General features: G+C 56.7%; 28 protein-coding genes. 7 read left to right on the top strand and 21 right to left on the bottom strand.

What is annotated here, in order from left to right:
• Positions 1-440 (top strand): DUF4145 domain-containing protein (locus F3089_RS15295; protein WP_225741792.1); only part of this gene is annotated, 440 nt, incomplete at its 5' end.
• A 48-nt stretch (positions 441-488) separates the two neighbouring features.
• Here F3089_RS15295 and F3089_RS15300 read toward each other — a convergent pair.
• The 13 genes from F3089_RS15300 to F3089_RS15345 all read right to left on the bottom strand — a co-directional run bounded on the left by F3089_RS15300 (position 489) and on the right by F3089_RS15345 (position 8,211).
• Complete coding sequence (locus F3089_RS15300) at positions 489-1,457, bottom strand: phage integrase (protein ID WP_151441651.1); 969 nt, start codon at positions 1,455-1,457, stop codon at positions 489-491.
• Positions 1,454-2,719, bottom strand: a complete 1,266-nt coding sequence (locus tag F3089_RS15305; protein ID WP_151441652.1) for a phage replication initiation factor — start codon at positions 2,717-2,719, stop codon at positions 1,454-1,456. Before F3089_RS15305 ends, F3089_RS15300 begins: the two co-directional genes overlap by 4 nt.
• A gap of 146 nt (positions 2,720-2,865) precedes the next feature.
• On the bottom strand, positions 2,866-3,414 hold the full coding sequence (locus F3089_RS15310) for an acyltransferase family protein (RefSeq protein WP_151441653.1): 549 nt from the start codon (positions 3,412-3,414) through the stop codon (positions 2,866-2,868).
• Positions 3,414-4,628: a zonular occludens toxin domain-containing protein gene (locus F3089_RS15315; RefSeq protein ID WP_151441654.1), complete on the bottom strand. Its 1,215-nt coding sequence runs from the start codon at positions 4,626-4,628 to the stop codon at positions 3,414-3,416. The genes F3089_RS15310 and F3089_RS15315 overlap by 1 nt, the downstream gene beginning before the upstream one ends.
• A 9-nt stretch (positions 4,629-4,637) precedes the next feature.
• Complete coding sequence (locus F3089_RS15320) at positions 4,638-4,970, bottom strand: DUF5455 family protein (protein ID WP_151441655.1); 333 nt, start codon at positions 4,968-4,970, stop codon at positions 4,638-4,640.
• Positions 4,970-6,145, bottom strand: coding sequence for a hypothetical protein (locus F3089_RS15325; RefSeq protein ID WP_151441656.1), 1,176 nt, complete (start codon positions 6,143-6,145; stop codon positions 4,970-4,972). The genes F3089_RS15320 and F3089_RS15325 overlap by 1 nt, the downstream gene beginning before the upstream one ends.
• A gap of 202 nt (positions 6,146-6,347) precedes the next feature.
• Entirely contained in the window at positions 6,348-6,641 is a 294-nt protein-coding gene (locus F3089_RS15330; protein ID WP_151441657.1) for a major coat protein, read from the bottom strand.
• A 121-nt stretch (positions 6,642-6,762) separates the two neighbouring features.
• Positions 6,763-6,885 carry a hypothetical protein gene (locus F3089_RS16180; RefSeq protein ID WP_286202767.1) on the bottom strand — a complete coding sequence of 41 codons (123 nt, stop codon included), beginning with the start codon at positions 6,883-6,885 and terminating at the stop codon, positions 6,763-6,765.
• Positions 6,886-6,900: 15 nt separating this feature from the next.
• Positions 6,901-7,239, bottom strand: coding sequence for a hypothetical protein (locus tag F3089_RS15335; protein ID WP_151441658.1), 339 nt, complete (start codon positions 7,237-7,239; stop codon positions 6,901-6,903).
• 1 nt (position 7,240) lies between these two features.
• Positions 7,241-7,408, bottom strand: coding sequence for a hypothetical protein (locus F3089_RS15950; protein ID WP_192497411.1), 168 nt, complete (start codon positions 7,406-7,408; stop codon positions 7,241-7,243).
• A 127-nt stretch (positions 7,409-7,535) separates the two neighbouring features.
• Positions 7,536-7,706 carry a hypothetical protein gene (locus tag F3089_RS15955; RefSeq protein WP_192497412.1) on the bottom strand — a complete coding sequence of 57 codons (171 nt, stop codon included), beginning with the start codon at positions 7,704-7,706 and terminating at the stop codon, positions 7,536-7,538.
• Complete coding sequence (locus F3089_RS15340; RefSeq protein WP_151441659.1) at positions 7,703-8,008, bottom strand: hypothetical protein; 306 nt, start codon at positions 8,006-8,008, stop codon at positions 7,703-7,705. Before F3089_RS15340 ends, F3089_RS15955 begins: the two co-directional genes overlap by 4 nt.
• Complete coding sequence (locus F3089_RS15345) at positions 8,005-8,211, bottom strand: Cox family DNA-binding protein (protein ID WP_151441660.1); 207 nt, start codon at positions 8,209-8,211, stop codon at positions 8,005-8,007. The genes F3089_RS15340 and F3089_RS15345 overlap by 4 nt, the downstream gene beginning before the upstream one ends.
• A gap of 678 nt (positions 8,212-8,889) precedes the next feature.
• On the opposite strand from F3089_RS15345, the gene F3089_RS15350 reads away from it, so the two are divergent.
• Both F3089_RS15350 and F3089_RS15355 read left to right on the top strand, forming a co-directional pair.
• Positions 8,890-9,987, top strand: coding sequence for an AAA family ATPase (locus F3089_RS15350; protein WP_151441661.1), 1,098 nt, complete (start codon positions 8,890-8,892; stop codon positions 9,985-9,987).
• The gene (locus F3089_RS15355) at positions 9,980-12,151 is read left to right on the top strand and encodes a S8 family peptidase (RefSeq protein ID WP_151441662.1); all 2,172 of its coding nucleotides are present in this window, start codon (positions 9,980-9,982) and stop codon (positions 12,149-12,151) included. Before F3089_RS15350 ends, F3089_RS15355 begins: the two co-directional genes overlap by 8 nt.
• A gap of 121 nt (positions 12,152-12,272) precedes the next feature.
• Here the strand turns inward: F3089_RS15355 and F3089_RS15360 are convergent, their stop codons facing one another.
• Positions 12,273-12,506, bottom strand: coding sequence for a hypothetical protein (locus F3089_RS15360; RefSeq protein ID WP_151441663.1), 234 nt, complete (start codon positions 12,504-12,506; stop codon positions 12,273-12,275).
• Positions 12,507-12,964: 458 nt separating this feature from the next.
• Between F3089_RS15360 and F3089_RS15365 the strand changes: the two genes are divergently transcribed.
• Both F3089_RS15365 and F3089_RS15370 read left to right on the top strand, forming a co-directional pair.
• Positions 12,965-13,459 carry a hypothetical protein gene (locus F3089_RS15365; protein WP_151441664.1) on the top strand — a complete coding sequence of 165 codons (495 nt, stop codon included), beginning with the start codon at positions 12,965-12,967 and terminating at the stop codon, positions 13,457-13,459.
• Positions 13,456-14,058, top strand: coding sequence for a hypothetical protein (locus tag F3089_RS15370; protein WP_151441665.1), 603 nt, complete (start codon positions 13,456-13,458; stop codon positions 14,056-14,058). Before F3089_RS15365 ends, F3089_RS15370 begins: the two co-directional genes overlap by 4 nt.
• On the opposite strand, the gene F3089_RS15375 is transcribed toward F3089_RS15370, so the two are convergent.
• The 7 genes from F3089_RS15375 to F3089_RS15405 form a co-directional block, all read right to left on the bottom strand.
• Positions 14,055-17,342, bottom strand: coding sequence for a DUF3427 domain-containing protein (locus F3089_RS15375; protein ID WP_151441666.1), 3,288 nt, complete (start codon positions 17,340-17,342; stop codon positions 14,055-14,057). The genes F3089_RS15370 and F3089_RS15375 overlap by 4 nt on opposite strands.
• 83 nt (positions 17,343-17,425) lie before the next feature.
• The gene (locus tag F3089_RS15380) at positions 17,426-18,019 is read right to left on the bottom strand and encodes a class I SAM-dependent methyltransferase (protein ID WP_151441667.1); all 594 of its coding nucleotides are present in this window, start codon (positions 18,017-18,019) and stop codon (positions 17,426-17,428) included.
• A 1-nt stretch (position 18,020) separates the two neighbouring features.
• Entirely contained in the window at positions 18,021-18,467 is a 447-nt protein-coding gene (locus tag F3089_RS15385; protein ID WP_151441668.1) for an SRPBCC family protein, read from the bottom strand.
• Positions 18,468-18,559: 92 nt separating this feature from the next.
• A complete protein-coding gene (locus F3089_RS15390) occupies positions 18,560-18,835 on the bottom strand; it encodes a hypothetical protein (protein WP_151441669.1) in 276 nt (91 codons plus the stop codon).
• A 90-nt stretch (positions 18,836-18,925) separates the two neighbouring features.
• Positions 18,926-19,735, bottom strand: a complete 810-nt coding sequence (locus F3089_RS15395) for a sterol desaturase family protein (RefSeq protein ID WP_151441670.1) — start codon at positions 19,733-19,735, stop codon at positions 18,926-18,928.
• A 5-nt stretch (positions 19,736-19,740) separates the two neighbouring features.
• Positions 19,741-20,334 carry a hypothetical protein gene (locus F3089_RS15400; RefSeq protein WP_151441671.1) on the bottom strand — a complete coding sequence of 198 codons (594 nt, stop codon included), beginning with the start codon at positions 20,332-20,334 and terminating at the stop codon, positions 19,741-19,743.
• A gap of 61 nt (positions 20,335-20,395) precedes the next feature.
• Positions 20,396-20,632, bottom strand: coding sequence for a DUF5062 family protein (locus tag F3089_RS15405; RefSeq protein ID WP_077529416.1), 237 nt, complete (start codon positions 20,630-20,632; stop codon positions 20,396-20,398).
• 190 nt (positions 20,633-20,822) lie between these two features.
• Between F3089_RS15405 and F3089_RS15410 the strand changes: the two genes are divergently transcribed.
• Together F3089_RS15410 and F3089_RS15415 are read left to right on the top strand one after the other, a co-directional pair.
• Positions 20,823-21,521: an SIMPL domain-containing protein gene (locus F3089_RS15410; protein ID WP_151441672.1), complete on the top strand. Its 699-nt coding sequence runs from the start codon at positions 20,823-20,825 to the stop codon at positions 21,519-21,521.
• A gap of 39 nt (positions 21,522-21,560) precedes the next feature.
• Positions 21,561-23,102 carry a cryptochrome/photolyase family protein gene (locus F3089_RS15415; RefSeq protein WP_151441673.1) on the top strand — a complete coding sequence of 514 codons (1,542 nt, stop codon included), beginning with the start codon at positions 21,561-21,563 and terminating at the stop codon, positions 23,100-23,102.
• The last annotated feature ends 94 nt before the right edge of the window (positions 23,103-23,196 follow it).

Below are 23,196 nucleotides of genomic sequence, written 5' to 3' on the forward strand. Positions count from 1 at the left end.
CAGCGTGCGCTCCAAATATCGGTCACGAGGTCATAGAGTGGTTCCCATCTTCTCAGACGGTTGATGACGACATACCTGAAAAACCGCGTACATACTTACAGCAGGCTATTGAGAGTTTGCACGCGCCGGCCGGAGCAGTAATGCTGACCGCGAGTGCGGTTGATGCCATGTTGAAATTAAAGGGATATCCCGACGGCAGTTTGTATTCGCGAATAGAACAGGCGGCAAAAGAACAAGTGATCACCAGTGATATGGCGCGATGGGCACATGATGTCCGCTTGGATGCTAATGACCAACGACATGCTGATGAGGGCGCCCAACTACCATCTACGGAGGACGCTCAACGCTCTATAGATTTCGCTCGAGCACTGGGAGAAATACTCTATGTTCTTCCAAACCGGGTTGCGCGCGGAATCACCAACGCTCAAAACTCCGAATAGGCCATTATCAATTGCAACAATTGAACGGCTCGAATACTCGACAAATCGCTAAACAGTCGGCGCATACACTGTTGCACTCCTTAAATGGTCAGGTGACAGATGTGCATACCGCATTGTCAGCTTGATATCCGAGTGTCCCAAGATTCGCTGAAGGGTGAGAATATCGCCGCCATTCATCACAAAGTGACTTGCGTAGGTATGCCGGCAGATATGGGTGAGCTGTCCCTGGGGAAGCTCGATGCCGGCGCGCCGAATCGCATGGCGGAAAGCGGCGCTGCAACTGACAAAGGGCACTTCCTGGATCGCAGCTTCATAAAGGTCCTTAGGGATCGGGACCGTCCGTGACTTGCCGGACTTGGTGTAGTTGAACGTCACCCGGTAGGGCGCAAGGTTGCCCCTTTTGATTCCTTCAGCTTCCGACCAGCGGGCACCCGTCGCAAGCGCGAGCCGTGTCACCGTGTAGAGGCTTGGATTCGAAGAGGCCCGACATTCCACCAATAACCGGTCTATTTCCTCCTGCGTCAGGAACGCCAGCTCCTGCTCGTCGATCTTGAACTTACGAACGTGACGGAGCGGATTCGGTTTATCCCAACTGCCCAGGCGTGCAAGCTCATTGAATACCGCATTCAAGTAGGCCTGTTCCCGGTTGACCGTGTTTTCCGTTACGCCATCAATCTCGATGCGCCTCTGACGGAATGAGGCAAAGTCACTCGCCGTGAAACGGTCTGCCCTGGGGTTTCCCAGCAACCTGGTTATCATCTCCAGCTTGCGCTTACGCTTTACGCCATCCTTTAACCGGTAGCCGCTGGCGTCATGCCATTCCCCAACCAGGTCTGAAAGGTGTCTCCGATCCGGGGCCGGATTCCAGTCTTTGCGTTCCGCGCTACGGCCAAGAGCGTACTGCTCAAATCGCTTCGCCTCCGCCTTAGTGTCGAAGCGTTTGCGGATACGTTTCGATCCTCGGCCATCCGTCCAGAGATCGACTTCCCATCGGCCGTTTTTGAGCTTCCGGATCATGCCGCCACTTTCCCCTGCAGCCGTCGCTGTGTGAGTCCGTCGCGCACCATTTCGTAAAGCATTCGCTCGGTGATCTCCCGCCTTCGGTAGTAGGACTTGAGGTCATTCCATAAGCCGGACTTTTTAAGGCAGTGCCACGCCTGCTGAGCGTTAAACCGGTTGCGCGCATAAATGCTCAGCAGGTTGCCGAAGGCAAGGGCGACATTCTTTTCGTTGCCGCAACCCGGGGTCTTTTTTTCGCGTTTGTACGCAATCGGCGGGGCCTTGTGGCCGAAGCTCACTTCGTCGCGCAGGAAGGTCCAGATCGGGTGGACCCAGTCCTTGCGGTACTCATAGCGGTTCGATCTGAGCGCGTACTGCCACAGCCCCGTGAGGTGCTTGTCCGCTTCCAGATAGGTGTAAATGGGCCCGACAGCCTCAGTCCCGCGCCACAGTTCGTTGATGATGCGTTGATGAAATCGCACCTCCAACCGCCAGACGGGCGCCTCCTCGTCGTAGCAGGTATCAGGGAAGGTGTTGTCATTGGTCGCGGTGCGCCAGATCGATTCCATGAAGTCGCGCTTGTCGGAGACGTCCACTTCCTCGGACTTGTTGTAGAGGCAGAACTGTAAGCTGTTGGCCTTGCCGAAGGTGAAGGACGTCCCGCGGCCGTGGACAATGGCACTGTCACAGCCCTGGAAGCGGAATTCGGCCATGCCGTCATAACGCTGGACGCGGCGGGCCTTGGTAACGAAGTGGCTGTCGAAGTCCTGGGGCGGTTCCCAGCCCTGGAAGTCCACGGCCAGGTGAACGGCCACGGCGTTGGGTTTCGGGCTCTTGAGAAGCTTACTGGCCCATTCAAACAGCTCGTCGTTGATCTGGTACTTGTCCCGCTCATAGAGCCACTGCGGGGAGCACTCGATTTTCAGGTGCGTCGAGGTGGCGTCCGCTTCGGCGTAGAAGTGCTTATACAGCAGCGTGAGCCCCAGCTGGTTGTTCTGCAGCATGTACTTGAAGCCACCCTGTTTCCCGCTTTTGACGGCGAACTCATGGCCGCCAATGGTCACGATTGAGCCAACGCCAGCTTCATAAGCGTCCGCGATCTCGTGGAACTGGTGTTCTTCGGGGCGGCCCTCGAACATCTGGCGGATGGTATCGGTGCCGGCCCACAGGACATTCACCCGATCCAGGTTGAGCTGTTGCCCATCCGGTCCGACGAACAGCCGGCCGGTTCCCAGTTCCCCGGTCATCACGTCGAGGCGTTCAAAATCCTTTATGGTCATCTGTGGTTCTCCGTGGTCTTGTTTGGCTTTCAAAGAAAGACTGTGAGACGTGCTACAGGGACGTCTCGCGCCGGGCGCCGGCCCCTGCCGGCCCCCTGCGGCCCTCGCGGGCCGGCAGGGGCCGCCGCCCGGTTCGGTTGTTGGGTTTATCCGGGCATCCAGGGGATCTGTGTAAGGCCCACCAATAACCCCAGGTGAACCCCATACGCCGTCAGCGGATAACGTCCCGGCCAGGTCAGCCACTGGGGCCAGTCGCGGTGTCGGATCTCGATGCCCGCCTGGCGTGCGAGCTGACCCAGGACCAGGAACGCCAGCAGGTAGCCGGGCTGGTAGCCGTCCCAGGGAATCGCCCAGTTGTAGGTCTGGAGCAGCCCGAGACAAGCCAGTAGAAGCAGTGTTCCTGGTTGGGCTCGCAGCAGTGGCAGCACCAGCGCGTAGACGATCAGCACGTGCACCAGGGCCAGTTCCAGGACGACGACCATCGGCCAGGTGATCGCGGCAGCCAGCCAGACTTCCAGGTAGCGTTCGCCCAGCTTGCCGGTGAACAGATACCCGGACGTCACCATGAACAGCGGCATGGCCAGGCGTGTGATATCCCGGATGATCGGCGGCCACTCGTAGACCACCGCGACGTGATCCAGGATCATCAGCGCAATCCCGGCGGCCCTTGCGGCGTCCAGCGTGGCGTTACGCATCAGCCCAGCTCCGCGCAGTAACTGGTGTGCAGCTGGATGCTTTCGCCGGTCTCCTGGTCGGTGATCACCACCGAGCACTTATCCGGCATCTTCACCTTGAAGCCTTCCGCCCGGATGGTATCCAGGCTGTAAGTACCGCCGTCCTTGGTGCGGACCGTGGCGTAAATCGGGTTCCCGTCAGCATCAGCGGCCACGCCGGTCAGTTCGGCCCCTCGCCAGCGTTTGAGCGGATCCGCTCGGTCGCTCTGGCTCTGTGCCAGTGTGACCGACTCCGGTTCCGGTTCGTTTTGGGTGGGTTCATCCTGGTTACCCATGCTCACCGACACACCGGGCAACTGGTTCAGCTTTTCCGGTGTAATCGGTCCCTCAATGCCTGCCAGCGGGTTCTGCGGCTGGTCATTGCCTGTCACAGCCGCCGCAACCGCTGCCCCACCGACAGCGGCCACAGCCACCATGAGAACGCGCGAATACTGGCGCAGATAGATCCGGGTCAGTCTCATAACAAACCTCCAGTCACGGGGGCGCATGTATCGGCCGTGGGTGTACCAGGGCGGCAGCACCTGGTAGAGGCCATGCGGGTAGTCGTCGCGGAACACCTGTTTGGTGTCGTAAGCGGGGTAAAGGTCGCGGCCCAGGTACCACCAGCGTTCCGATACCGGGGCATTAGGCTGGTCGCCGTACTTGACCACACCCAGATGCACCTTTTTCCGGGGCATCGGTTTATCAAAAATGGCTTTATAGATGGGATCGAGAAGCGGGACAGTGAGCCGATCCAGGCGGCGGCAGTAGACGACCATTTCCAGGATGGATTTACGCGCCTGCTTATCCATCATGGTGGTTTCCTGGATGATGAAGTGCGGATCCCATCCGTATTTGCGGGCGTGGAGCAGCCAATCCAGCAGGCCGCGGCGGTCCTTGTCGTTCCACTCGCGGGCATTGAACCAGGTCCCGCACTCGTCCAGGACCAACAGGCCGTTGTGTTCCTCGTCGTAGCCGTCGTTACCGCTGCCCAGCGCGTAGAGATCCGCCGCCGTTGGTTTGTCCGGGAGCCGGTAGAGTTGGATAGTGCTCGCCTTTTTGCCGACCAGCTTTTCCAGCTTGATGTCCAGATTTGTGGCGACCGGCCGCCCCTGGATGAGCGCATCCCGAATCCGGCCGACACAGGCCAGTGTTTTGCCGGATCCGAGTTTCCCTGTGACCGCATAGGTGGGCATGGTTCCCCCTCAGACCAACTTCCACTGCAGCACAGCGGTGTGCCAGCCATAGAACCACTTGGCGATTCTGGCGCTCAGGTAGGCACTGACACACGCGGACAGGTTATTCGGCACCAAAAGGCCCCAGGTGCCATCCCCAGGGAAGGCCACGCTCACGCCGGCAATCAGCCCTTCCATGGTGGCGAAAAGACCCGTTGTCAGTGCGGTAATGGCCGTGATCACCGCCGCGATCATGGCCCACTTGGCCGCCATGAACCGCGCAAAGAACGCGATCAATCCGGAGAGCATGCTGCCCAGAACACTGGCCAGCCACGGAACACCCAAAAGCGCTGGACCCGGCATCAGCTTCTACCTCCTGTTGTTTCAAAGACCACCTGGAAGATGCCCACGGCCGTGAGCACATAGAACACCCAGCCGAGGATGTCGCGGACTTGGGCAAGGTCCGCGCAGCTGATCGACCAGCTGTGACCGTCGTAAAGATCGAGGCTTATACCGCTGCAGCCGACATTCGGCATCGCATCCTCAACCGTGGACCCGAAACCGTCCGCTTCCTCGCGCCCGCCCAAGGTGTCGCTCTCACCTTCTGCGACTTCATCAACGTTTTCGTCTATGCCGGTTTCTTCCCAAGCGCCGCCATCTCCGGACGAACCGAACGTCTCTTCCTGGAAGTTGTCCTTGGGCTCATCAGTCGCGCCCTCGTCGTCGGTCAGGTCCTTGATCTCGTCCCGGATCTCCTGGTTGGTGTCCTCCTGGGCGAGTCCTTCCGTGTCGAACTCGACGTCGTGGGTTGTGCCGTCGGGGAGTGTGATCGTGCCCGTAGTAGTGCTTCCGTCAGGCGACGAACCTGAACCCGAATCGCCGCCATCATCACCGCCAGACCCATCGTCGCCACCGCTACCGGTATCGCCTCCTGAACCATCATCACCGCCACTGCTGCCATCATCGCCTCCGTCATCACTGCTGTTGGGCATGCAGATTGTTTCGCCTTGGAACTCGCCTTCAGTGGTGTCACTTGGGCAGGTCTGATCCGGCTGCATGTCCTTGTCCAGGCATTCGCCGGTCTCAGCGGATTGGATATCGCACTCCGGTTCGGAGTCATCCGGCACGTCCTCGTAACCGGATGGGTCCCCGGTCCATGCATCGCCGGTTGAGGTGCAGGTTTGAAGCTCGGTTACGGTTTTACAGCCCGTTGAGGCGGGATCATCCGCGTCATAAACACAGGACTCCGGTTGCGGGTCCACATAACAGTCGTAGGTACAGCCGTTGTGTTCGTACTGGCCCTCACCGTTCCAGCCGACTTCGGTGCCCATGACTGTTTCACCGGAGGGGCAATCACTGGGTTTATCGCAGTCGGAATCCCCGAAATAGGAGCCGATCGCATCCGATGGAATGGAGGTGGGACAGCCGTCGCCATCCCAACGGTAGGTCCGGAACTGACCGTAATACTGGCCGTTATCACGATCCGGGTATTTCCACTTGGCAATGACTGCCGTAAAGCCACCGCTATCATTGCGCAACGTGCTCTGAATCTCCGAGTCCGTGCAGTCTGCCTTTGCCCGCACGTACTTGCACCCAGTCCCATAGCTCGACCACTGAGCATGAGCAGGTGCCGAAAGAACCGCCAATACGAGGCACAGAAGAAGCAGGAAAGCGCGAGTCATCATTCAGCCCCAGCCATCACTGAACGAAGGAAAGAAAAGGGGGCCGAAGCCCCCTGGTTTACGTGGCCGAGCGCATGGCCCGCTTGCCGAGTTTCAGCAGGATGAACCCGCCAGTGACGGCAATGGCTACCGGCCAGGCATTGCTGATCATGTCAGCCGCGCTGGACTGGATGGCGCTGAACGCATCCGACGCCGCGCCGTCGGAACCGGGGATGGTGACGCCGCCGGTACCACCGCTATCGGATGCCGCAGCAGTGCCGGTTGCCAGTACCGCGCCAACAGTGGCGCATGCCTGGGTGGATTTGTGGTTGAGGGTCTCGCGGACCTTGGAAACGATACCTGTACGGTTCATCGCATTTCCTCCATCAATCGCTTTGCAGTCAGGATTTTGTAGGAAACGGCGTAGCCGCTTGCCCACATGAGGACGCCGTATCCGGCGACCGTTAACGCTGCCTCCATGACTCCCCCCTGGGTTATCGTTGGTGGCCAGCGATCCAGCCCAGTGCCAGCATCAAAACCAGCACCGCGCCGAATTGCAGGTCCTGCATGACCTGGAGCTGTTCCAGGATGGCCTGGAGTTGTTCAGCCTCCGTCATGACCGGACTCCCGTGTTACTGGCTCGCCGCAGCGGCTGACTTGTCGCTGCCGGCGCCACTGGATTTACCGCCGCTGATCTGGCGCTTAGCGAGGCTCAGCAGCTTGAACTGCGCCTTCTGGCCGGTGCCGGCTTTCATCAGGGCTTCGGCATCGAACTCGCAGGGCAGCTCGGATTCGTATTGCTCGACCTTTTCAACCAGGGCGTGATCACAACCCCACTTCATGACGTCGTGGCCGATGCGGTCCTTATCGTCCGGGTCGGCCGTCTCCATGGTGAAAATCTGGCCGATCTTGTTGCCGTCGATGTCGAAACGACGCGCACCGAGGACGGTGATGGTCAGTTGCTGTTTCATTTCAGTTCTCCAGCTTTTGGCCGCGTGGGCGGCGGTTTTCACTTGTGGACTCCGGGGAGTCCGGTTGCTCGGGGGCGCCCTGCGGGCGCCGGTCCGGGACCTCGGGCTCGGGAATCAAGGGGCAGGCGTCGCTACCCCCGTCATCCTCTGCCGTCGGCGGCGCCAACATGACCCAGCTCCTGCGCAGCGCAAGGGCCGCTTCGCTGCGCCCTTCGGGCGCCCCTTGCCCTGCGCACGATCTGGGTCGGGCGCCTCTATACCGACGGCGACGGATGACGGGGGCAGCTCTTACGGGCCTACTCATTGGCAGCAGACTCCCCAGCGTTGTTCTTCAATGCCTGACTCAGCAGCTGGGCCGCGTAGTCGGACGGGGTCTTCACGTCCTGGGTGTTGGCGGCCTGGACCAGCAGCTGGCGATAGGTGTCGACGTCCAGGTAAAGCCGGACGCTTTGCTTTCTGCGGCTCATGCGGCCTCCTGTTGGTCTGAAAGGGCGGAAAGTGCACGGCAGGCCCGCTGCATCAGATACGCCTCCGGGGGCATCTGGCGGCTCGGAGCAAGGCTGTACTCAATGACGATCTGGCGGAATCCGGTCAGCGGGACATACCATTCCGGTTTGAGCGTCATAGCGGCATTGATCAGGCCGGACAGGCGGTGCTCGTGGACATCAGCGGCCTGAAAACGGCCCTGGTGGTACAGGTCCATGACATCACGGGCCTCTTGGGTGACCTGGGTCAGGTACTGGTGTTCGTTCGCGGTGATCGCCGTCATGCCGTCCAGTCCTCCAGGTTGATGGCTTCCTGGGACAGGCGGGCGATGTTGACCATCCGGGCCTTGCCGCACTTCATCGACGGGAGGTGGCCTTTCTCGATCATGCCGCGGACCTGGCCTTCACTGAGCCCTGTCATCTCCGCGAAGCGCTCCTTGCTCATGACCGGCACCGGGATCATCACGATGTGCTTGTGCTCGTCCACTTTTTTACACCCTGCTACACTGCTAACAACTATTCGCCGGGCACCGCCGGAACCCTACGAAGGGTATACCCATTTGCGGGGCCCCTCTTTAACGAGTGTACCCGGACACGAGCACATGTCAAGCAGCCTTGCGGAACGAATTCGAAGAATCAGAGAGGTCGAAACCTCTGGCAGGGCAGAGTTTTGTCAGTTAACTGGCATCGCGAAGAAGACATTGGTGGGCATAGAACAGACAGGAAGAACCCCACGCGGTGACATTCTGGAAAGCGTCTGCACAATATGGCCGCAGTATTCCCTGTGGCTGATGACAGGCCAAACTGACTCCGGAGCTGGACAGATCAGCCCAGAGGACGAACTAACGAGGCGAACCAGCGCCCTCGGACACGGAGAGGCTTCCGGTTAGCTGCAATAATCCAACAACGATGGCACCAGGGAACGCCCAGGGAATAAAAAGGACAAGAGGGAAACGGCCAGAGTGCAGAGGGGTACTGGCCTAAAGCCAAGCAACCAAAACCTACGATTCTGACCCACCTTCAGCATGGAAAATTCCGCGTCACGTTTGCTATTTCTTTCCAGCGATGCCAAAATTTTCCGCAAAACTGGAAAATATATCCCGTATTACGGTGTTTCTTTCCAGGTTTGGCCATCTTTTATTCAGAAGAAACTGCGGAGGCCCATATGAATTTTGACGACCTACTCGTCCAATTGATCCAAGATGGGCTTAAAGCAGATGAGCGAGCTTTTGAAATGCGTGCTCGCCGTATAATCGAGCAAGTTAAGAGTGATAAACCAGAACTTGCTAAAGCTCTTGAAAAAGTCATTACAACGACTCCAATAAGGCGGGCCTCTAACAATTCGCCTTCAATCAACGCGCCTGTTGATGGGGATACGAATAGTTCTCTGATAAAAGAAGAAACTTTGGTCGATATCCCACGGCCAGCTTGGGCAAGCGACATTAATTCTCAAATAAACGATTTTATCTTAGAACAAGATAAGAAAGAAATATTGGCAGAGCATGGTTTGTTTCCTTCGAGATCTATCCTGATGGAGGGGCCTCCTGGAATAGGGAAAACACTTACTGCAAAATGGTTGGCTTCCAGGTTGGGTCTGCCATTGATAACCCTAGACCTTACTACCGTTATGAATAGCTTGTTAGGAAAAACTGGAGCCAACCTTAAGTCCGTTTTTGAGTATGCCAAATCCAAAAATAGCGTTTTATTTCTCGATGAATTTGATTCAATTGCCAAGCAAAGGTCTGACGGTTCTGATGTTGGTGAATTAAAACGTCTAGTGACCAGTCTCCTTCAGACCATTGATGACTGGCCAGAATCCTCGGTATTAGTAGCAGCCACTAACCATGGAGATCTCCTGGATCCAGCTGTATGGCGTCGCTTTGATGTGACATTAAGATTTTCATATCCAACTTTTAAGCAGCGTCAGGAATTCATTGAAGACAAAGGTATCCCTAAAAATTTGGTTTCTGAAGTCGCGCTCGCAACTGAAGGTTTATCCTATTCTGAGATTGAGAAAAAAATATCTTATGCATACAAGAAAGCTTTGATCCTAAAAGGAAATTTCGGTAGTTTTTTAAAGGATGTCTTTGGTCTTAAGTCAGAGATAACCTCAAAGGTTACTAAAGATGTTAGGGATAGTCAGATAATAAAGCTTTACAAAGAAAATAGATCAAAATCTGAAATAGCAAAGATAGTTGGGACATCAAGGCCCACCGTGAGGCGTGTGCTTACAAGAGAATTAGAAGGTGAAAGGGATGGCTAAGAATATCCTTATAGGGAAGGGGGAAACATTAACGACACCGATTTCTCAAAAGAGAGGAGGAGGCCCAAAGCATGCTCCTTACTCATATACAGAAGCTAGGGAGAGGTTGGTTCGGCATCTGAGAAACTTTTTGTCTGAAAGCGAAAGTATTGATCCCGATGCCATTTATGAAGGGCAGATTGTCTCTAAGGTAACTTTGCATCCAACTTATCTTGCAAAGTCTTATTACCCTTCCAAGTTGGTCAGTGAGTTTGGGCTAAGAAGCATTGGAAGTAAGCCAGTTAAGATACGACCCGAGAAAGCAGCTGCCAGAAGTAAAAGGGGAAAAGAGCTATTAACTGCCAGCTATTTTTTTAGCGCCCCTATTGGTTTCTATGAAAATCTTTTGAACGCTATAAATGAAGGCAAAGACCTTCCGAAAGGTGTAAAAGACGACATAGTCAAAGTCGAATCTCTTGAGAGTTTTTCGGCTTCTGAAAAGATTAAAGGAAGATCTGACCAGAATGTCGCTAGTTACGAGATTGCGCTACATACTCCTGATTATTTTAAAAATGTACCAGAGGTCTTTGGGAATTTTCTTTCGAAGCATAAGTCCAGTATCGATAAAACTCTAACTGCCGGAGATATAACCTTTGTCTCTGCATCTTTAGAGCGTGAAGAGCTAGAGGAAGTCGCGAACTTTTCTATGCTCCGAAACATCAGGCCTATGCCAGGAATTCGTGTTTTAGATCCTCCGGTAAGAGCTGAAATTGGTCAACATCAAGACCTTGAGATCCCTGACAGTGAAGCCTTGAATAATGACGTTAAGGTAGCCGTATTCGACGGGGGCATCAGTAATACCTTGGATAAATGGGTCAGAGAGTTTACTTATGCAGGACAAACTGGAAAGATAGCTTCGCTGTTAAGGCATGGTGGGCAAGTAACCTCCTCGATTTTATTTGGAAGACAATCCCCAGACATCCAAGCCTTGGGAAAACCTCTCTGCAATGTTGATCACTATCGGGTTTTGGATAATGGGAAAGAAGACCTATATGATGTTTTGGAACGTATAAAAAATGCTTTGCAAGAAGTCGATTACGACTATGTAAATCTAAGTCTCGGTCCTAATATACCAATTGAAGATGATGATGTTCATTCATGGACCAGCACACTTGAAAGCGTTTTGTCTAATGGACGTACTTTAACAACCATTGCTGTCGGTAATGATGGTGATATAAACGGTCAGAATAGAATTCAACCTCCAGCCGACTTGGTAAATGGCCTTTCAGTTGGATCAGCCGATTCATATGATAAGAACTGGGGGAGGGCTTCCTATAGTTGCGTCGGGCCTGGTCGTAGTCCAGGTAAAGTTAAACCTGATGCTGTTTGTTTTGGAGGAGTTCAAGATAATCCTCTACCAATTTACTGTCCGCTGACAGGTATGGTTCAAGGCGTAGGTGGTACCAGCTTTTCGGCGCCGTTAGCACTAAGAGTGTGTGCTGGGATTCAGTCTTATATCAAAGATCCACTGACACCCCTAGCTACGAAAGCGATAGCAATTCACTCGGCTGAAGAGAACTCAAATTTATCTAAAGAAGAGATTGGGTGGGGGAGGATAAGTGATAACTTAGATGACGTTCTTTACACGGATGATCATGAGGCTACCATTATTTACCAGGATAAGATCTACCCATCTAGAAGGGTGAGGATTCCAATTCCATGTCCCGAATTATCCTCGCGTGGTAAAAAGCTAAAAATAAAAGCTACGTTTTGTTTTGCGACCACAGTTGATCCTGAGCACCCAATTCATTATACACACAACGGTCTTTCGGTAACGTTTTATCGAGATCAAGATAAGATGAATACGGATACATTCTTCTCATTAAAAAATATTTATGAGAGTGAGCAAGAAGCTAGAGAAGATGCGCATAAGTGGGAGACATGTTTACATAACGAACGTAGTTTTATGGCTGACAAAGTCCCAAACCCTTGCTTTGAAGTTGTCCACGGAATTCGGAATAAAGGGCAACCGGTGGACCAAGGGGGAGAAGAAAACCCGCTTCCTTATGTTCTAGTTATAACGGTTAGCTCAGGTGAATCTTCTGATGTGTATCAAAGCATCTTAAGAAATCATCAAACACTACAGCCATTAGAGCTGGAAAGTGACGTGCAAATACAAACATAAAGTGAACCACACTATTTGAGGTAAGCGTTACGAGGTCAAGGACTGGTTCGGCCTTCTGCGCTAACTTTATAAGCCGTTGGGATACGGCCAATACGCATCAACCAAGTTAGGGAAGAGGGGATCAGTGGCAAGCGCTTGTTCCGTTTTTACGGGCATACTTTTTTCGTCTTGCCTCCCCGGGCTCGTAACGCTCTTGAGCCATCCAGGTGTGTGCCCCTACTGCGATCCAGTCGCCGCCAATCTTCTCGGCATCTGACCTGGAATCGACCATCGACCGGTAGTCAGTTCCGGGCAGAACGTTCATGACAGATCCGATCGCAGCCAGGAAGCCGAGCTTCTTCGTTTCCGTGCTCATACGCAGCTCCCTGAGGTGTATGTCGCCGGGTGATTGCTGAAGCCCCGGCTATTCTGAAATACTACCGCTGACCGGGTTTAACGCCAACATTCGAGACGTAATCATCCACACGCACCACGAGCGGTCAACCCTCTGCCTGGCTCAACAGGTGTCCACGAAGTGTCAACATAATCGGTGTTTACAGTGGCTCAGTGAGGTTCTACGATTCTTTAAAATCCTGATTGTGCAGGATTATGGTTTACTGCGGTTGCTGAGTTCTGGATTGAAAATCCTCGTGTCGGTGGTTCGATTCCGCCTCCGGGCACCACTAATATCAAACACTTAGCCCGCCTTGTGCGGGCTTTGTTGTTTCTGGCCATCCACATTTCATCCACGGCGTTCAGGATGATATCGAGTTCATAGAATGTGGTGGCGCCAGCCGGGTAGATTGCAGGGAATGCACTGACAGGGAAGCAGTTATGACGAAATGGATATTCTCGCCCCAGGACGAAAAGAAACACCATCACTTCGAGCCTGAATCAAGGAAGTACGTTATCAAGAAGGCGGCCTACCTCCCTCAGGAAGGTATAGGCGTTAACGGGAACTTCTTTATCAAGGGCTCTGTCGTCGCAAGAAGCACCAACATCTTTGTGACGGCGATGGGCTTTACCCCCGCCATGGAACTGCCGAAATACGAAGGTGCGTTCGAGTTCTACGGAAGCGTGACGCTTCTATCCGGGAGTGAAACCGTTACCCGCAAGCGTTTCAAGCGGGAAGGGCACGCCCTCTGGCCTGAGAATGGGTACGCACCGATTGGCTCAGTGATGCTTTACACGCCGCCTGCCTACGACTCCGGGAATTATTCCCTGCGTATTGAAGCCAGTTACTGGTTTGATAGTGGGGTTGGTACAGTGACGCCGATGCCAAGAAAAGCGGAAACGGTCGTCGAGCTTAGGGGAGTGAGCACTAGATGAGTCGTGGGCGAGTATCTTTCACGTGGGTGGCGGTGCTGTTGGTACTGCTCATGCTTGGGTGCTCATCTTCTGCGGCAGAGAGCCCTGAGGAATTGGTCGAGAAAGCCCGGGCGGCAGGGACAAGGTCCGGGGATGCCGACTTCACGGAGGCTCTGAAACTTACAGAGCAGGCTCTCGAAGAAGATGAGACCTTTGTTCCTGCTCACAATGCGCGAATCAATATCCTGCTGGAAATGGAGCGATTCGACGACGTTGCCGCTCAGGCCCAGCGCTTGTACGAAGTCGAGCCAACCCCCGATAACCACCTTTACTGGTGTATGGCGAAAGAGGCAGCGAACGACGACGCCAGCAGTCAAAAGGCGTGTTATTCGGATGTCGTGGACAGCGTAGAGCAGAGTTTAGAAACGCCTGCCACCAATGCCAATTACGTGATGGCCTTGAAGTTGCTCGAGTCGCCGAAGTTTGATGATGCGGTGGAACGCTACATCGCTGTGCAGGAGTCCGAAGCGGCGCAGGAGATGGCTCGTTTTCAGTTTATTGAGCGTGACCGGGACGCGGTGATTAGTGACCTGTTCCGAGTCCCGAGCTCCGGTTCTTAACGCTCAAACTGAAAAGTAACGCTCATCGGCTTCTCTCCCTCGTGCCGCAGGTAATCCACCTTCCCGTAATACCGGAAGGGAGCAGCTTTGCCGTCCGGGCCCAGTTTGTTCTCCCGCACAAATAGATGAATGTCGATGCCCCGGCTGCGGTGCTCTATGAGTTCACGGCCCTTGGGGTTGGCTGGAGAGGTGCTGTTCTGGCTCTGCCAGTGGAAGGTCTGCTCGTCGATGAAATAGTCCTGGTAGCGGTGATCCTTCTGGCGGCCCTGCTTGTTGAGCGTCACCAGCAGAACGTGTGCGCCCTGTTCACGCAGAACGATATGCCCCTGATTCCAGCTCCCGTGGTTGAAGGTCTCTCCGAACAGCGGCGGGATGTCTTCGCGCATGAAGCTTTGGCCTACGGCCAGATCAAAGGGATCGATGACTGCTTTCAGGCGCGCGAAGGTGCGCATTGATTCGTCGGCTGGAAGATCTCCGTAATCGGGGTTGTTAGCTCTGAGAACGTATTGGCCGTCATTCTGTTTGGTTACGACCCGCAACAGGTACTGATTGTCGCCGCCTTCATCCTGGCGCTCGATGGCCATGGTTGAGCCGGTAATGGAGCCCGCGTTGGTTGAGCGGATGCGTTCCAGAAGCAGGTAGTCGCCATCCCTGATGGGGTTCTTGCCGCCATTCATGGAATTCCCGGACGCCTGTGCAATGAAGTGTGTGTTCGGGTCGAGCCTGCCGTAACCGTCACCCGGGTTAACGTACTCTTCAGCATCCGCAGTGCCTGTCTTGAAATGGCCGCAGGCAATGCGGATGTTGGGGAAGTAGGGCAGGTCAGCCCCTCGTTGCTCATCCCCGAAGGGAACCACGTTGTCAGGCTCTGGCGTGTCCGGTACCAGTCGTTCCTGGTAGGTGCTGAGCCGGTAATCGACCAGTTCCTTGAGCATTGTTCCCAGAACGGGAACCAACCCTTCGGGTAGAGTCAGTTTCGGGATCAGCCGGTCATCTTCGAGCGTGAATAGGGTTTCCGATTCCTGGGATTGGTTCTCACCGACCCACGCGGCTATCGGGTTTTTCCGCCAGTAGCGCATCCATTCGGTTCCGTCGACGGATCCCAGGTCGCGATGGGATTCCATCAGGTCAGTCTGCAGCTTGGGACGTCTGAGCAGGATGTTTCTTGAGGCTTCACTGATGGCGCTAATGGTTAATGGGTGCTTGAAGCCGTCGTTTTCGATCAGAGCTTCGAGAAGCACCATCTTGAAGCTTTTGGTCATTCTGGTGGTTTCAATCGCTTGCAGGAAACCGGCGGCCTTTTCGAAAACCTGCTTCTCCTCCTGGTCCAGGTCCGCGACCTCCTCAATGAAAGCCCACCAGCTGCCGTACTGTTTGCGTAGTTTCGGGATGCTGATGCCAGCCCGGTAGACCTCAAGCAGTGTTGGTCGGCGACCCATGCTTGATTTCAGCGACTGGTATTCGTCCTCTATCCCGGTTGGGTTCAGGGATTGCAGGAAGTTGATGATCTCGAGGTCGTAGTTGGCGAAGCAGCCTTCAGGGAGAAGCGTTTGTTGCTGGGATTGCACCTTCCGGGCGAACTCGGACAGTTTGCTGCCGGTTCCCTCCACGCCGAACAGTGCCTGGGGTTTGTTCAGGAACCCTTTGTGGTTACCGATGAAGTCCAGGATGACCAGGCGGTCTTTCCTGTCTGAGCGACGCAGCCCCCGGCCGATCTGCTGGAGGAAAAGAACCTTTGAATCGGTCGGGCGCAGCATCATGACGGTGTCGATGTTGGGAACATCCACCCCCTCATTGAAAAGGTCGACGGAAAAGACAACGTTGACCGAACCATCGTTGAGCTTTTCGATCGCATCATGCCGGTCAATGTCCGAGCGGGTATGCACGGAAACCGATGGAACACCGCTGCGGTTGAACTGCTCCGCCATGAAATCCGCGTGGCGGGTTGAAATACAGAATGCCAGTGTTCGCTTCAGCCCCTTTTCACGCCACTTGTTCAGGGCATGCCTTGCCCGGCCCAGTGTGGCGAGTTTGGTACTCAGCGCATTGGGATCGAAGCGGCCGTTGCGCCAGGGGATCTCTTCGTAGTTGACGTTCTCGTCGTAGATTCCGTAATAGCTGAACGGGCAGAGCAGGCCCGTACTGATGCCGTCAAAGAGGTTTCTGTTGTAGACCAGGTTGTCATCACAGAGCTGCAGGATGTCGGACTGGTCCGAGCGGTCCGGCGTTGCCGTCAGCCCCATGAGGAACTTGGGCCGGAAGTGCTGGAGCAGTCTCAGGTAGGTGTTGGCTGCTGCGTGGTGGAATTCGTCCACCACGATGTAGTCAAAATGGTCGGCCGGGAAACGCTCAAGGTGCGAGGCACGGTACAGCGTCTGGACTGAGGCGAACAGCATGTGTGCTTCGCTGTCTCGGGAGTCACCGTAGTAACGGCCAACACGGGTTCTGGGCATGACGCGCTGGAAGGTTTCCTCGGCCTGGAGCAGGATCTCCTCCCGGTGGGCCACGAACAGCACTCGGTGAGCACCCAGCTGCTGGGCATCAAAGGCGGCGAGGAAAGTCTTGCCCAGGCCCGTGGCCATGACAACCAGGCCACGTTGATAGCCCACGGCGCGGGTCTCTTTCAGTGCTTCCAGCGCCGCGCTCTGCTCTTCGGTTGGCGTAGCTGGTTCCGGTTCCGGATCATCGCTGCCAGGGGCGATCTTCGGAACAATGTCCGGGCGGTTCTGCTCGTATCGGTCAATCCACTGATGGGTTAATGGCTTTGTGCCATCTGAATGGAACAGAGCGGTGAATTCCTGCCTGATCGTTTCGAAGGGGCGAGCCCCATCAACTGAGTCTGAATCCGGGGTTATGACCCTATAGTTCCACTCAAGGCCACTGGTGAGGGCGGTTCTGCTCAGGTTACTGGAGCCGACAAAGGCATCGCCAATGAGGGTTTCATCTTCAGTGCGGACGAAGATGTAGGTTTTCAGGTGAAAACTGGTTTCCGTTGCCTCGAACACACGGATATCCGCTCCCCGCTCGGCCAGTCGCATCAGCTGGCGCAGCGCGGCGGGATCCGTCACATTCAGGTAATCACTGGTCAGGATGCGCAGGTTGGCCTGCGGTTCTTCAGTGACCCTCTGCACCAGGCTGTCAAAGATAAGTGCCAGGCCGGAGGATTTGATGAAAGCCACGGCAAGGTCGATCTCGTCCGCACGCAGGATGGCCTGTCTCAGTTCCGGGGCGAGGGGGCTGGAGTCGCCTCCGGTAATCAGTCTTTGTCTGTCTGTGCCGGTCATCCAGAAAGCCTGGTTGTGGGACTCCGATGACCGACCAGGTTAGACGCTTTTGATCCGCCAGGCCAGCGGGTCGGGCCGTCCGGTCACGGCTTCTGGAATACAACGGTTTCCCAGGCGACCTCACTGCGGCCTATCCGATCTGTTTCATTCCCCTCAGCCACCGGAAGGCTTGTCAGAGACTGGCTTTCCGCCAGCGTCTCCAGCTCGTTGCGGTCGGTCTCATAGAACACACGCTCACCATCGCCCGGCCCGTGCCGCAGGGTGATGACCAGGAGCCCTCCGGGAGACAGCAAGTCCGTCAGCACCTGGAAGGCGGTGTTTCGTTGAAAGGGAGGGAGATGCATCCAGACCGCGGATACCAGGATCAGGTCGAAGCGGTGATCGAGGGTACGGACATGGTTCAGTTCGGGTAAGTGATCCTCACACCACTCAACTGCCAAGTGGTGGGTCGCGTTTTCGCCAAGCTGCCTGAGTTCAGTGGCAGGCTCTACGGCGAGTACATGCCAGCCCCTGGATGCGAGCGCGGCCGCATCCCGACCACTGCCAGCGCCGACGTCCAATGCAGAACCCGGGTTTTGCGGGAGCTGCGCAAGCCAGCTCTGGTGAACACCCTCGAACGCCAGTCGCTGGTACTGGTTGAAGAAGTGTAGGGCTCTCTCTGAGTATGGGTCCGTCATATCAAGCGTGTTTGGCCAGTCGCCGCTCAATAGCCTTAAGCATACTCCCAAAGGCCTTCGTCCCCGCCTTGGCGGCAAATGGAGACAGAACCCGCCCCACCACCGGAATCCGAATCCGGAACACAGACGTCCAGGTAACCCTGGTCCCCTGTTCGGTCTCTTCCAGCCTGATTTTACCACTCTCGTGCTCGATGGGCGGCCGTGAGCGCAGAATCCGGTAGTCCATGCTTGTGGGCCGGTGGAAGTTGCTGATCTCCTCCTCGAACCAGACCGCACCCAGGTCAATCCGGCGTACGGCGCCGTTGCCGTTTCGCTCTCCGGTGCCTTCCTTCACAAGCCGGGAATCACGGATGCCGTCGAACTGCTTGTAGTTGGCGTGATCACTCAGCAGGTCAAACACCTGCTCGATGGGGGCGTTAATGGTGCGTTCCGCGACGATCGTCTGCATGGTCAGGGCTCTATGGGTGGGGGCGGATCGGGGAGTGCCGATGGCCTGCCAGGATCTTCAGGCCGGGCCATCGGCTCTGACAGCGTCAGCATTTACCAGTCGGAGTCGCCAGCGTGTTCGTCGCTTTCTTCTGATTCAGCTTCCTCGCCGGCGTGCTCATCGGACTCGGACTTCCTTTCATCCCTGGATTTGTCGTGGTCCTTGGACTTCTTATCATCCATGGACTTGGCTTCATCTCCGGCCTGTTCTTCGGAGCGGGCTTCATCACCCGCATGTTCGTCTCCGTGGCTGGACGCCAGCGCCTGGCCTCCGAATGCAAGACCCGCCAGAACCGCCAGTACTGTTGCGATGGAATAGAAACGTTTCATGTCTTCTTCTCCTTGTTGATGGAACCTGCCTGCCGGCGTACACCTTGGACTCTTGAGAACTGCGCTTCTACCGTCAGGTACTTATGCAATTTACGTGGTTGAATGTCGCTCCGGATCATCCTGGTTGCGGTTGCGCTGGGTGAACGGCTCAGCCAGCCAGGTGGCGAACGAGAGGTAGTCGTCCCGCCCCTCGGCCAGGCCGAGCTCCCGCATCTCGTCCTCATCGGGTTCCTTGTAGGTGCCGAAGAGGTGATCCCAGATGATGAAGATGGTGGCGAAGTTGGCATCGCCGGTTCGCCGGGACACCGTGTGGTGGCTGGTATGGAACCGGGGCGTGACGATGAACAGGCGCAGGATCCGCTCCCAGCGATCCGGGAAATCGATGTTCGAGTGATGGAACTGGCTGGCCAGGTTGACCGAGATCTCGAAGGCCGCAAAGGCCACCAGGCTGGGGCCCCAGACAGCAATCCAGACCAGTTTGACGAAGAAGGAGATGAACAGCTCCCCGGGGTGAAAGCGCAGTGCCGTGGTCACGTCCACATGGGTATCCACGTGGTGCACCTTGTGGAACCGCCAGAGAAAGCCCACCCGGTGGTTGAAGCGGTGCCACCAGTAATCGAACATATCCAGCACGATAATGGTGGCGATGATACCGCCAATCCCACTGTAGCCGAGCATGGGAGCCAGCCCCCACCCCTGTTCGGCAATGTATTCCGTCCAGTAGAGGAAGGGCGCCAGGATGATGAGCTTGAGAACCACGGTGTTGAACACGGCCATGGCCGCGTGCATTCGCAGGCGCTGCCCGCGCGGTTCCTGCCAGGGCCGTTTGGCGGCAAGCCCCTCGATCAGGAAGAACAGCGCAAAACCGCCAAGGAAGATGGGTAGCTTCAGCTCCTCCATAGTGGTTACCGCAGCAGGTTGATCCGGTCATCCACGAAGTTGTAGCGCGGCTGCTGCACCCATTCGCCGTGCTTGTGCACTGGCAGCTTGTGGACGTTCTCATCGTAAACGACCAGCTCGCCATCATGGACCTGCAGCCAGAAGTCCAGATCATAGGTCTTGTAGGGGTCACCAATGGCCGCGAAGTTGGTGCACGCGAAGTAGTGGCCATCGCCCATGGTCCGCACCGGGTCGTGGATCTTCTGGAACCGTAGCTCCAGCGTCTGGCTGGTACGCGGGTCGGTAATCTCGAAAACGCCCGGGTTGCCCATCTGGGTGCGGTTCTCGATGTGCTCGCGCATCGCGGCCTTGATCTCTTCAGCGGTGAAGGATTCCGGGTCCCTTTCCTCAGTCTGCGTGTCTTCAGCCTGCGCCTGATCGCGATTCTCTTCCGTGGCGTCGTTTTGCTCCGAGTTGGGCTCAGTCGCCTGATCCGTGGAGGCCTGTTCGCCACTGCCGTCCGGTTCACCGCCGCATCGGGCCAGCAGCACCAGGACGAGGATGATGGGGAGGGCGATCAGTCCCTTGTGAAGCAGCCACTTGATTCGTTCACTCTGCATGGGTCATTTCCTGTTCCTGTCCTCTACCGACTCTATACGTTCGGTGGGCGCCTTCCGTGCACTACTTGAGTTTGGAGGCCCAGATCGCCAGCTTGTGCTTCATGGCTTTCTGCGAGATCTGGTCTTCCGGGATCGGCTGGATGACGTTGTCGTGCACAAGGAGCCGGTAGATGTATTCGATCTTCGCCTCCTGGGAGTCTGTGGCCTCAAACTCCACCACGCCACGGTTCTCGCCGTACTTCATGCCTTCCTCAATGGCTTTTTTGACCATTTCCTTTTCGTTCTTCATTTTTTTCATGGTCACCTCTTTGGGTATCTGCCTGAATCCACTGTAACGCCCTGGCAGAACCCCGGCCAGCGGCCAGGGGCGGATGTTCCTGATTTTCTGGTGCATAATGCGGGCTCAGTCTGGGAGTTGCGTTGGCCATGTATATTCTGGACATTGAAGCCAGCGGCCCTGGCCAATAGTGATTCCATAAGGAGAGGGTATGCGTGGTCGATTGATGATGGTTGTTGCGGCACTGGCTGTACTGGCCGGCTGCAGCGAGGGCAGGGATGCGGAGGAGCCGCATCGGATTGAGGTCAGCGGTACGGGCGAAATCAGCCTGCCGGCGGAACTGGCGGATCTGCACCTGGGGTTCGAGGTAACGGCGGATGGTGCCTACGAGGCGAGTGAGCGCCTCCGGGCGAAGGTGAATCCACTGGTGGAGGATCTGCGGGGTTCCCTGCCGGATGGGGCCGAGCTCCAGGCCCGTTCCCTGGCGGTTGCGCCTCAGTATCGCTGGAATGAGGGTGAACGGAGTCTCGAAGGTTACCAGGCAACCCGCAGCATTCAGCTGATGGCGCTGCCGGTTGCGGAGCTGGGGGAATGGACGGCACGGCTTTCGGAGAAAGACCCCCAGCGGCTTTCCGTCAGTAATTTCCGGCTCCGGGAGGGCGACACGGCCGAGCAGCAGGCGCTGGCCGAGGCGTTTCACAATGCGCGGCGGCGGGCTCAGGCACTGGCGGACAGCGCCGACCGTGAACTGGGGCAGACGCTTTCCATACAGGAACAGCGGGTCTCGCAGCCCGGCCCGCGCCGGATGATGGCGGCGGATGCACGCGAGGGAGTGCAGGAGGCGGATGAGTTTGAGGCGGGCAGTGTGCAGGCCAGAGCTGATGTGCGTGTGACCTTCGCTCTGGAATAAGGGGCGAACCAGGGGGCGATACACATCGTATCGCCTCCCATGGCAAACCAAACACCGCGCAATCTAATCCTGATCCTTGGCGATCAGCTCACCCCTTCGCTGCCAGCTCTGGTGGAGGCGGATCCCGGGCGCGACCACGTCCTGATGGCGGAGGTCGCGGAAGAGGCCGGCTATACCAACCATCACAAGCAGAAACTGGTGCTGATCTTCAGCGCCATGCGCCATTTCGCGGCGGAGCTTGAGCGGGCCGGGTGGTGCGTTCATTACCATGTGTTTGATCCGGACAGTACCCATCAAAGTCTTGGAGACGTGGTACGGGCCACGACGGAATCCCAGGGCGCAGAAGGCGTGGTCGCAACGGAGTGCGGCGAGTGGCGTCTGGACCAGGCGATGCGCCAGTGGGAGCTCCCCGCGCCGCTGAGCATCCGCTCCGATAACCGCTTCTTCGCCACGGTTGAACGCTTTCAGCGGTGGAGCCGGAACCGTAAGCAGTGGCGGATGGAGTACTTCTACCGGGAACTCCGCCGCGAGACCGGCTTGCTGATGACCGCCGATGGCCAGCCCGAGGGCGGTGAATGGAACCTGGATGCCGCCAACCGCAAGAAGTGGAAGGGCGATCCGCCCGCGCCGCCGCCGTTCCGGGTTGAGCCGGATGCGACCACCGAGGCGGTGATAGCGGAGGTCGAGTCCAACCTGGGCGGGAACGTCGGGCGGACGGACTCCTTCGGCTGGGCTGTGACCCGGGAGGACGCGCTCAGGGCGCTGGAGCATTTCCTGGCGCACCGTCTGCCCTGGTTCGGTGACTTCCAGGACGCCATGGCGGATGACGAGCCGACCCTGTTTCACGCGCTGCTTTCGCCTTACCTCAACATTGGACTGCTGCTGCCGAGGGAAGTCTGTGAGGCAGTGGAGGCCGAGTATCACGCGGGCCGTGCGCCGCTGAATGCCGTCGAGGGCTTCATCCGCCAGATCCTGGGGTGGCGGGAGTTCGTGCGCGGGCTCTACTGGACGCTGATGCCCGGGTACGCGGTGGAGAACCGGCTCGGTAATACGCGCCCGCTCCCCTGGTTCTACTGGACCGGCGACACCCACATGCGCTGCATGGCCAAGGCCATTAGCAACACCCTGGAGCACGCCTACGCCCACCACATCCAACGGCTGATGGTCACGGGGAATTTCGCCCTGCTTGCCGGCGTCCATCCGGAGGCCATCTGCGACTGGTACCTGGGCGTCTACGCGGATGCCTTCGACTGGGTGGAGCGGCCCAACACCCAGGGCATGGTGATGCACGCGGACGGTGGCATTCTGGGCTCGAAGCCCTACGCGGCCAGCGGCAAGTATATTAACCGGATGTCCGATCACTGCCGCCATTGCGTCTACAACGTGAACGACACCACCGGGCCGGATGCCTGCCCCTTCAACAGCCTCTACTGGCATTTCATCCACCGCCACCGGGATCATTTCAAGGGCAATCCACGCATGGGCATGATCTATCGCAACTGGGATGGTCAGGGTGAAGAGAAGCGCAGCGCGGTACTGGCGAAGGCGGAAGAAGTTCTGTTCAACATCAATGCCCTATAGGGGGCAGTCGCCCTGGCGCTTGAACCAGACAACGGTTGTCATCGCAGGGCCTCTTGCGGGCGCTGTTTGTGGCGCCGGCAGCGTTCACTGCAGT

The sequence above is a fragment of the Halospina sp. K52047b genome (assembly GCF_008709855.1).
GTDB lineage: Bacteria > Pseudomonadota > Gammaproteobacteria > Pseudomonadales > Oleiphilaceae > Halospina > Halospina utahensis_B.

Excerpts from the sequence above, each read along its gene's own strand:
- F3089_RS15300 (WP_151441651.1), bottom strand. The coding sequence starts at position 1,457 with ATGATCCGGAAGCTCAAAAACGGCCGATGGGAAGTCGATCTCTGGACG.
- F3089_RS15305 (WP_151441652.1), bottom strand. The coding sequence starts at position 2,719 with ATGACCATAAAGGATTTTGAACGCCTCGACGTGATGACCGGGGAACTG.
- F3089_RS15310 (WP_151441653.1), bottom strand. The coding sequence starts at position 3,414 with ATGCGTAACGCCACGCTGGACGCCGCAAGGGCCGCCGGGATTGCGCTG.
- F3089_RS15315 (WP_151441654.1), bottom strand. The coding sequence starts at position 4,628 with ATGCCCACCTATGCGGTCACAGGGAAACTCGGATCCGGCAAAACACTG.
- F3089_RS15320 (WP_151441655.1), bottom strand. The coding sequence starts at position 4,970 with ATGCCGGGTCCAGCGCTTTTGGGTGTTCCGTGGCTGGCCAGTGTTCTG.
- F3089_RS15330 (WP_151441657.1), bottom strand. The coding sequence starts at position 6,641 with ATGAACCGTACAGGTATCGTTTCCAAGGTCCGCGAGACCCTCAACCAC.
- F3089_RS16180 (WP_286202767.1), bottom strand. The coding sequence starts at position 6,885 with ATGACGGAGGCTGAACAACTCCAGGCCATCCTGGAACAGCTCCAGGTC.
- F3089_RS15335 (WP_151441658.1), bottom strand. The coding sequence starts at position 7,239 with ATGAAACAGCAACTGACCATCACCGTCCTCGGTGCGCGTCGTTTCGAC.
- F3089_RS15950 (WP_192497411.1), bottom strand. The coding sequence starts at position 7,408 with ATGTTGGCGCCGCCGACGGCAGAGGATGACGGGGGTAGCGACGCCTGC.
- F3089_RS15955 (WP_192497412.1), bottom strand. The coding sequence starts at position 7,706 with ATGAGCCGCAGAAAGCAAAGCGTCCGGCTTTACCTGGACGTCGACACC.
- F3089_RS15340 (WP_151441659.1), bottom strand. The coding sequence starts at position 8,008 with ATGACGGCGATCACCGCGAACGAACACCAGTACCTGACCCAGGTCACC.
- F3089_RS15350 (WP_151441661.1), top strand. The coding sequence starts at position 8,890 with ATGAATTTTGACGACCTACTCGTCCAATTGATCCAAGATGGGCTTAAA.
- F3089_RS15355 (WP_151441662.1), top strand. The coding sequence starts at position 9,980 with ATGGCTAAGAATATCCTTATAGGGAAGGGGGAAACATTAACGACACCG.
- F3089_RS15360 (WP_151441663.1), bottom strand. The coding sequence starts at position 12,506 with ATGAGCACGGAAACGAAGAAGCTCGGCTTCCTGGCTGCGATCGGATCT.
- F3089_RS15365 (WP_151441664.1), top strand. The coding sequence starts at position 12,965 with ATGACGAAATGGATATTCTCGCCCCAGGACGAAAAGAAACACCATCAC.
- F3089_RS15370 (WP_151441665.1), top strand. The coding sequence starts at position 13,456 with ATGAGTCGTGGGCGAGTATCTTTCACGTGGGTGGCGGTGCTGTTGGTA.
- F3089_RS15375 (WP_151441666.1), bottom strand. The coding sequence starts at position 17,342 with ATGACCGGCACAGACAGACAAAGACTGATTACCGGAGGCGACTCCAGC.
- F3089_RS15380 (WP_151441667.1), bottom strand. The coding sequence starts at position 18,019 with ATGACGGACCCATACTCAGAGAGAGCCCTACACTTCTTCAACCAGTAC.
- F3089_RS15385 (WP_151441668.1), bottom strand. The coding sequence starts at position 18,467 with ATGCAGACGATCGTCGCGGAACGCACCATTAACGCCCCCATCGAGCAG.
- F3089_RS15390 (WP_151441669.1), bottom strand. The coding sequence starts at position 18,835 with ATGAAACGTTTCTATTCCATCGCAACAGTACTGGCGGTTCTGGCGGGT.
- F3089_RS15395 (WP_151441670.1), bottom strand. The coding sequence starts at position 19,735 with ATGGAGGAGCTGAAGCTACCCATCTTCCTTGGCGGTTTTGCGCTGTTC.
- F3089_RS15400 (WP_151441671.1), bottom strand. The coding sequence starts at position 20,334 with ATGCAGAGTGAACGAATCAAGTGGCTGCTTCACAAGGGACTGATCGCC.
- F3089_RS15405 (WP_077529416.1), bottom strand. The coding sequence starts at position 20,632 with ATGAAAAAAATGAAGAACGAAAAGGAAATGGTCAAAAAAGCCATTGAG.
- F3089_RS15410 (WP_151441672.1), top strand. The coding sequence starts at position 20,823 with ATGCGTGGTCGATTGATGATGGTTGTTGCGGCACTGGCTGTACTGGCC.
- F3089_RS15415 (WP_151441673.1), top strand. The coding sequence starts at position 21,561 with ATGGCAAACCAAACACCGCGCAATCTAATCCTGATCCTTGGCGATCAG.